This window comes from Arachidicoccus sp., from assembly GCF_050436765.1.
Classification (GTDB): Bacteria; Bacteroidota; Bacteroidia; order Chitinophagales; family Chitinophagaceae; genus Arachidicoccus.
In genome coordinates, this window is sequence record NZ_JBNQGD010000188.1 from 1 (window position 1) to 7,918 (window position 7,918).

Annotated in this window: 8 protein-coding genes; 7 read left to right on the forward strand and 1 reads right to left on the reverse strand. The window is 37.2% G+C overall.

Features of this window, described 5'->3' with window-relative positions:
* The 5 genes from ACQR30_RS08215 to ACQR30_RS08235 all read left to right on the forward strand — a co-directional run.
* On the forward strand, window positions 1–303 hold a 303-nt coding region (locus ACQR30_RS08215; protein ID WP_429733909.1), incomplete at its 5' end, for a hypothetical protein.
* 30 nt (window positions 304–333) lie between these two features.
* Window positions 334–1,479, forward strand: a complete 1,146-nt coding sequence (locus tag ACQR30_RS08220; RefSeq protein ID WP_429733911.1) for a redoxin domain-containing protein — start codon at window positions 334–336, stop codon at window positions 1,477–1,479.
* Between the two features lie 83 nt (window positions 1,480–1,562).
* Window positions 1,563–2,759: a redoxin family protein gene (locus ACQR30_RS08225; protein ID WP_429733913.1), complete on the forward strand. Its 1,197-nt coding sequence runs from the start codon at window positions 1,563–1,565 to the stop codon at window positions 2,757–2,759.
* An 18-nt stretch (window positions 2,760–2,777) separates the two neighbouring features.
* Window positions 2,778–3,950 carry a TlpA disulfide reductase family protein gene (locus tag ACQR30_RS08230; RefSeq protein ID WP_429733916.1) on the forward strand — a complete coding sequence of 391 codons (1,173 nt, stop codon included), beginning with the start codon at window positions 2,778–2,780 and terminating at the stop codon, window positions 3,948–3,950.
* A gap of 390 nt (window positions 3,951–4,340) precedes the next feature.
* Entirely contained in the window at window positions 4,341–5,459 is a 1,119-nt protein-coding gene (locus ACQR30_RS08235; RefSeq protein WP_429733919.1) for a redoxin domain-containing protein, read from the forward strand.
* An 80-nt stretch (window positions 5,460–5,539) separates the two neighbouring features.
* On the opposite strand, the gene ACQR30_RS08240 is transcribed toward ACQR30_RS08235, so the two are convergent.
* The gene (locus ACQR30_RS08240) at window positions 5,540–6,007 is read right to left on the reverse strand and encodes an Lrp/AsnC family transcriptional regulator (protein WP_429733922.1); all 468 of its coding nucleotides are present in this window, start codon (window positions 6,005–6,007) and stop codon (window positions 5,540–5,542) included.
* A gap of 171 nt (window positions 6,008–6,178) precedes the next feature.
* Here ACQR30_RS08240 and ACQR30_RS08245 point away from each other — a divergent pair, with 171 nt between their 5' ends.
* On the forward strand, window positions 6,179–7,234 hold the full coding sequence (locus ACQR30_RS08245) for a PLP-dependent cysteine synthase family protein (protein WP_429733924.1): 1,056 nt from the start codon (window positions 6,179–6,181) through the stop codon (window positions 7,232–7,234).
* 72 nt (window positions 7,235–7,306) lie between these two features.
* Window positions 7,307–7,756, forward strand: coding sequence for a protein-disulfide reductase DsbD domain-containing protein (locus tag ACQR30_RS08250; protein WP_429733926.1), 450 nt, complete (start codon window positions 7,307–7,309; stop codon window positions 7,754–7,756).
* Window positions 7,757–7,918 lie beyond the last annotated feature (162 nt).

Consider the following 7,918-nt stretch of genomic DNA (forward strand, 5'->3'; position numbering starts at 1 on the left):
GATGATGCAAAGGCCTTATTAAAAACTGTTATGTCGCATGCGGGCATCACTGATTTTTCACAGGTTGATGCAGCTAATTCCGCGGCTGAACTAAAGTTGCTAATTGTTAAGGAAGACATGAAAAACTTTGTAGGAGAGGCGGGGCAGGATTGGTTGGCTGTAAGGCGTTTACCTTTTACAACTTTACAACAACTCCTTCCTACCATTACGAAAAAAACGCAATTAATATTACCTATTCCTCAAGAGGAAATGACACGGAATATTGATTTAAAAGGTATGCAAAACCCTGGCTACGGAAACTAGAATTTTATTATATCCCTTCAATCTAAAATTATGTTCAAAAAAATAAAAATCCTTATTGCTATTTTTTCATTTGTTAGTCTGGGCTCTTCTGCGCAAACTATCAAATTTGATGGTACAACAGACAAAAAGTTTGATGGTAACCAGATTATTATTTATAATCGAAGTGGTTTGCACGATTCGGCGATTATTAAAAATGGTACGTTTGTTTTTGATGCTCCTTTTAAAGAGGCTGGCCTTTTTATGTTTTATAGCCAATTGGAAAGCAAAAATAAAGGCGGTTATTCTCCTTTTGGGGTTTTGGTAACAGCACCCGGTATTATCCATATGAATGCCGATGCAGAAAATTTTGCCAATACAAAAGTTACAGGTTCCGAAGAAAATAACCTCTATCATAATTTTAGTGATAAGAGTAATAATGCTCAACAGAAGATTATAGATGAACTTGAGAAAAAATATGGAAAAGAGTATGTGATGAACCGCAACCCTGACACGGCAAGTACCAAGTACAAACAACTTCTTGAGGATTATCAAAATTTAAGCAATGCTAATGAAAAAATTCAATTGGAACGGCTTAAACAATTCATTCAAGCCAATCCCGCAGCTTTTGCATCTGTTTTTCTTTTAAACAATTATGCAACTAACATGGATTTGAATGAGTTAGAAAATTTGTACACATCTTTATCACCCAAATACAAAAATACCAAAAGTGGAAAATCTATCGCATCGGTAATAGAAGCGAGAAAGATTACGGCAATTGGCAAAATAGCTCCAGGATTTTCCTTACCCGACACATCGGGCAACATCGTTAACTTATCCGACTTTCGAGGTAGTTATTTACTTATTGATTTCTGGGCAAGTTGGTGTGGCCCCTGCCGGGCAGCAAATCCAGGCCTAGTAAAAGTGTACAATAAATACAAAAATAAAGGATTTAAAATATTGGGTGTTTCCCTAGATCGTTCGGGCCAAAAAGATTCATGGCTAAATGCCATTCACAAGGATGGTCTCGTTTGGGCCCAAATTTCTGACCTTAAATTCTGGGATAATAAAGTAGCCGTTCTTTATGGTATTAAGGCCATTCCTACCAATTTTTTACTTGATCCACAAGGGAAAATTGTCGCAAGGGATTTAAGTGAAGAAGATCTTAATCAAAAATTGGCAGGATTGCTTAACAAATAATTTTCGTGATTGTTAATGCGAATAATTTTTCCCGAAAAATCGGTGTAAGTATCAATTTGAAATACATTTTAAAGAAGAAAACAATGAAAAAAAACTTATTTTGGTTGTTAAGCATTTCGTTATTCGTATTTGCTTGCAATTCGACAAAAAAACAAGGCGGTTATACTATTACCGGTACCCTGAAAGGAATTGATTCAGGCATTGTAAAAATAAGTAGTAATAATCAAGCTGACCGAACTTCTAAGGTTATAGATAGTGGTGTTATTAAAAATGGTTCTTTTGAACTAAAAGGTCAAATCGGTACTGCGCAAATGATGAATGTTGAAATTGTTCCCGGTAACTGGAGTTTTAACATATTTGTTGAAGATACCGCCCTCCACATCACGGCTGATACCACCGGTTCTCAGTATTATGATTATACAAGTTATGGTGGTAGTAAAGGTGCCGTCATTAAAAAAATCACAGAGGACGGGTCACGAAATTTTGACGATTGGATGAAATTTCAAAATGATCCTGGACAACACCAATATGATTCTGTATTTGCCTTTTTAGGTAGAAATATTGAGAAGGAAGCAGCAATCAATCATCTTGATCAAGAGTATAAATACCGGGATCAGGCCGACTCGGTGAGAGAACTTTTGCAAAAATGGCAAAAAAGTAAAATAGATGCATATGTAAATAGCAACCCGTCTTCTGTTGCCGGTATCTATATGTTCAATAATTTATACACTTTTTCGCAACAAATGCCGCTTGATACACTAAAAAACATGCTGGGTAAATATACGGGTTCGGCCAAGGCATCGATTTATTATAAATATCTTTCAGGTGAATTAGCAAAGAAAGAAGCTGTTGCCATTGGTAACGTAGCGCCAGACTTTACCTTGATGAGAAGAGATAGTTCTAAATTCACATTGTCTTCTACTCGTGGAAAATATATGATGATAGACTTCTGGGCAAGTTGGTGTCATCCTTGCAGACAAGCGATACCGCATTGGAAGGAAGTTTATCAAAAATATCATGATAAAGGTTTTGATATGGTCAGCGTTTCTGATGATAGTCGTTGGAGCGATTGGGAAAGAGCGATGGATCAGGAAAAAATGCCGTGGACACAAGTATGCGATGAATTTCCTGTAAAAAATATGCCGGCGCGTGTAGGCTCTCTTTATATGACTACGTTCATTCCCTTTTATGTTTTGTTAGATAAGCAGGGAAAAATATTGGTATACTCCGGCAAGGAAAACGATATAGACAATAAGTTGAAGGAACTATTCGGTAATTAATTGAGCAAAATTAAAAAAATGAAGCTACAAAAATATATAGCAGCGACGGGGTTACTATTTTTTTCGGTCAATGGTGGTGGAGTCTCGGCGCAAAAATTTTCTATGATAGGCCATATTGATGGGCAGAAAGATGGTTACGTCCATCTTTATTACCAAAATAATAAAGGCAGGTCTATAGCAGATAGCGCCGTGATAAAAGAGGGTAACTTTCAATTTACAGGGGATATCATGGAACCCACCATGGTTTACTTTGCGGATGGCTTACAATCAATGAGCATGAATGATCCGAATACGACCTCTTTCTTTGTTGAACCCGGAGAGATTCGTTTTAATGCAAAAATGGGTGATATTAAAAACGCGGTCATTACGGGATCTGCAACACAGCAGCAATACGCCGCTTTGGAAGCAGCGCAACAAAAACTTAGTGCACGTTGGAAAACGGTAATGGATACGCTTTCTGCCGTAAACAAAAGAAGTAACGTTCAATTCCAGGAATTAAAGGACTGGGTGCTGCTGCCTTATGATGCAGCGATGAAAGAGATTAATTATACTTTCTTTGCAAAGCACCCACAATCGTATGTGACTGCGTTTGAATTGCGGTTTTATACTAGTACAATGCCACTTGATTCTTTACAAATGTATTATCATAGAATGAATGCCTCTTTGCAACAAAGTACTTATGGCAAAGAACTGGCAAAAGAAATTGAAAAGATCCGTGCCGGTTCGCCAGGAAGTATAGCAGCCAATTTTACTACTGCCGATATCAATGGCCAGCCCGTGACGCTTTCAGATTTTAAAGGTAAATATGTAATACTCGATTTTTGGGCTAGCTGGTGCGTGCCTTGTCGTAAAAGCAATCCGCACATGATTGAATTATATAAAAAGTATCATGATAAAGGGCTTGAAATTATTGGCATCGCCGATGATGACAATAATCACGGAGCTTGGAAGAAAGCTGTTGAAAAAGATGGAGTCGGCGTATGGTATAATGTGTTGCGCGGCTTTGATCTCAAGAAAATGAGCAGTGGTGAGAAAAATGAAAAGGATATTTCCGAAAAATTTGGCATTCATTCATTACCAACGAAGATTTTGATTGATAGGAAGGGAGTCATCATTGGACGTTATGATCAGGGAACGGACGAAGAAGAAAAAGCGATGGATGCAAAATTGAAAAAAGCTTTTACGAATTAAAACGGTAATAAAATATAAATTATTTTTTCAACCGCTATCGTTTTAATTATTATGGGAAGGGTTGCGATACAAAACCGTAACTATTACGCTAATTTGTCAAGCCTAAATAAGATTTTGCTGAGCGTGTTAAATTCAAATGATAAAGAGCAGCGGATTCTATGATATAGGCAAGTAATAGCCTAGACGAGAATGCTGAAAATTATCAAGAAGTTCAAACAGATTTTTTAACATGTTTCCAGAAGAGGTAAAACATTTGGCTTGACAGCCTTAAAAAATAATTTAAAAATAGGATTACTTATTTTTAAGTTACCATTACTTTTATGCCTAAAATAAGAATATCCTACAATGAATTGCAGAACATTTTTTATCAAATGCCGCGTTTTTTTCCTTATGCTACTTTTTTTATTTGGAACCGTCAAGGTGTGGTCTCAGCCGGCAATGTCGTCTAAGTCATTCAATATAAAAGGTAAAGTTAATGGCATAAGTATCGGCACAATAATTCTTTCCTACCCGGATTTGAACGGGGAAAAGCTTATTTTTGACAGTTCTGCAATAAAAAATGGCACTTTTCAATTTAAAGGTACCGTTAAATTACCCGTTGGTGCCGATCTCTATATAAAAGGTTCTGAACATCGCTATGCGGCGCAGAACCTAAATTTCTATCTTGAGAACAGCCCTATTTCGATTTGTGTTAATAGCGACTCCATAAGCTCTTCAAAAGTGACCGGTTCGTTTTCAAATGATGATAAAGACTCCATTGCTGTATGTATGGCTCCTTATTATGAAATACTTGAATCTCTCAGGAGATTGCGCGGTTTTGCTTCTGCTCAACATTCTGACTCCATTCTCAAAAGCCTTGAAAATATTTATGGCGAATTACCAGCTATGCGGCGGAGTCTGATCGTAGGTTATGCATTTGCACATCCAAATTCTTATGCCATTACTTCGATGCTAAATATGGATTTCACAAATAATCAAACAGCCTTACCACTACTTAAAAGTGTATATAACCATTTTTCAAATACAGTAAAAAGTTCTATTGGAGGCCAAGGTATTGCGAGTCTTATTAAGAGAATTGAAAGAGTACAAATCGGCAAGAATGCCCCCGAGTTCAGTTTGCCTGATCAAAATGGTAAGAATGTGCATCTTGCTTCCTTTAACGGAAAATATATTTTGCTTGATTTCTGGGCGAGTTGGTGTGTTCCCTGCCGCGCAGAAAGTCCCTATCTCGTAAAAGCTTATAAAAAATATAAAGACAAGAATTTTACTGTTATCAGTGTTTCACTCGATGATGAAAGGACTGAACAAAATTGGATGAATGCATTTAAAAAGGATGGTATGCAATGGACACAATTGTGTAGCCTTAAAGGATATGCAGATCCTGTACGAATGTTATACAGCGTACAGGGTATTCCGGATAATTTTTTAATCAGCCCAGCAGGAAAGATAATTGCGCGTGGCTTGAGAGGAGAAGAAATTGGACTAAAATTAGCTGAAATTTTTAAATAAAAAATCATACCTTATTTAAGCTTCCAATATCAAATCAGTGAGAAACATAATGAGGTGTTCCATTTAAGTGCTACAGGTAATTACAGTAAATAAGCTGTATCGCTTTTGGCTTCAGACAAGACAAAGAAACTTTGAACGGTGGTAATATTGGGCAGCTTACCTAATTTGTTTCTATAGAAATTGTGATAGTCGTCCATATCTCTGGTCGCAACACGCAATATAAAATCAAAGGTGCCGGTCATCTGAAAACATTCCAGCACTTCCGGTAATTTAATAACTTCCTGTTCAAACTTTTCTAATGTTTGGGTCGTGTGGTTGTTGAGTAATACCTGGCTGAAAGCGAGCAATCCGATGTTTACTTTCTTCCGGTCGATAATGGCCACTATACTTTTGATCATTCCGTCACTTTTCAGCCGTTTTATTCTTTCGTGAATAGCGGCTGTTGATTTATGTACTTTATCGGCAATTTCTTTGTTGGTAAGTGTGGCATCTACCTGCATTAATTTCAAAATTTCTTTATCAATTTCGTCCAGTTCTCCATTGTTCATTTATACACAAATTTTATAGACAATAAAATAATTACTTCTACATAAAGGTAAGAAGGCAATTCGGATTATTTTTCAGTTAAATACATTTTTTCAATAAAATTTATCGAAAATAGGTTAAGTGTTTTATATAATTATCATAATAGGTAGCTTTACTTTCTAAAAAAAATAGCCATGGCTGTGGTAGAAATAAAAAAATCGGTCACTGAAATAAATGCCAAAATTCAACATCTTTGGCATTTGGTGGGTAATACACCGATGTTAGAATTACGATATAATTATAAGAATAATCCAGGTCGCATCTTTGTAAAATGTGAACACTATAATCTTACCGGAAGTATCAAAGATAGAATGGCTTTGTATATCTTATCTCAAGCCTATAAGAATGGCCATATTCGGCCTTCAGATGAGATAATTGAAGCTACCAGTGGCAATACCGGAATAGCCTTTGCCGCTATAGGCAGGGCACTTGGTCATAAGGTGAAGATTATTATGCCCAATTGGTTAAGCAAAGAGCGTGTGGATATAATTAAAAGCCTGGGTGCAGCGGTGATTCCAATCAGTAAAGAACAGGGTGGTTTTTTAGGCAGCATCGCATTAAGCAAAGAACTGGCTGAGAAAGGAGGTGTGTTTTTGCCGAGACAGTTTGATAATCGCTTCAACGCGGAAGCCCATGAGAAAACTACCGGAAAAGAAATATGGCTGCAACTAAATAATATTGGGTTGAAACCGGATGCCTTTGTGGCGGGTGTCGGTACAGGAGGAACCGTGATGGGTGTTGGCGCTTATCTAAAAATGGTTAACCCTTCTGTTCGAATCCACCCTTTGGAGCCCTTTGAATCACCTACTCTTACGACAGGCCATAAAGTGGGCAGTCACAGGATTCAAGGTATTTCTGATGAGTTTATTCCCTCTATTGTGCAACTGGAAGAATTAGATGGCATAATACAGGCGAAAGATGGGGACGCCATCATAATGGCGCAAAAGTTGTCGGCGGAGTTGGGGTTGGCCGTGGGGATTTCTTCAGGCGCAAATGTCATTGGAGCTATTCAATTGGCAAATAGACTAGGCAAAGATGCCGTGGTTGTTACTGTTTTATCTGATAGCAATAAAAAATACCTTAGTACCGATTTGATGAAAGAAGAGCCTGTTCATTCAGCTTATTATTCTACAGACACAAAGTTTACCGCAATGTTACCCATTAGTCGTTTAGCAACCGAAGTGTTATAAAATGGCTAAGGATGGTTCGCAAATAATTAAATATTGGATAATAAAATAAATCATAACAATAAAAAACAAACAATGAAAAAATTAACAGCACTATTGATTTTTGGTTTTATCGCCATAACCAGTTTTGCACAACAGTCTCCGGTAAAATGGACGAGCAAAGCGGTGAAGGAAAATGCTAACACTTACAAAGTAACTATTACTGCAACATTCCCTGCCCCGTGGCATATCTATTCTCAAAATACGCCTGATGGAGGCCCTGTTGCTACGGCTTTTAGTTTTACTAAGAATCCGTTGATTTCTTTACAGGGAAAAACCTTAGAAAAAGGCGATTTGAAGGTTACTCACGATAAAAATTTCGGTGTAGATGTAAAATACTATTCCGGCAAAGTTGATTTTGTTCAAGTGGTGAAGGTAAAGGGAAACGTAAAGACGGATTTCTCAGGTACAGTCAATTTTATGGTCTGTAATGACCACGAATGCTTACCTCCATCTGATCAATCCTTCTCTGTAAAGCTGCAGTAGGACAATAGAGGTAACCTGTTTAAAAGTTGAGTTGTAATTTTTTGTATTCCATCTAAGAAATTTCCATGCGTAAAAGTTCCTTGTTGTTTTTATCTTTCTTATTGCTTGCCATCTTTAATGTATCTGCGCAAAACACAGGGGTAAAATTCTCCGCGTCGGTAC

Coding starts and splice junctions, on each gene's coding strand:
- ACQR30_RS08240 (WP_429733922.1), bottom strand. CDS start 6,007: ATGAACAATGGAGAACTGGACGAAATTGATAAAGAAATTTTGAAATTA.
- ACQR30_RS08230 (WP_429733916.1), top strand. CDS start 2,778: ATGAAGCTACAAAAATATATAGCAGCGACGGGGTTACTATTTTTTTCG.
- ACQR30_RS08225 (WP_429733913.1), top strand. CDS start 1,563: ATGAAAAAAAACTTATTTTGGTTGTTAAGCATTTCGTTATTCGTATTT.
- ACQR30_RS08250 (WP_429733926.1), top strand. CDS start 7,307: ATGAAAAAATTAACAGCACTATTGATTTTTGGTTTTATCGCCATAACC.
- ACQR30_RS08235 (WP_429733919.1), top strand. CDS start 4,341: ATGCTACTTTTTTTATTTGGAACCGTCAAGGTGTGGTCTCAGCCGGCA.
- ACQR30_RS08220 (WP_429733911.1), top strand. CDS start 334: ATGTTCAAAAAAATAAAAATCCTTATTGCTATTTTTTCATTTGTTAGT.
- ACQR30_RS08245 (WP_429733924.1), top strand. CDS start 6,179: ATGGCTGTGGTAGAAATAAAAAAATCGGTCACTGAAATAAATGCCAAA.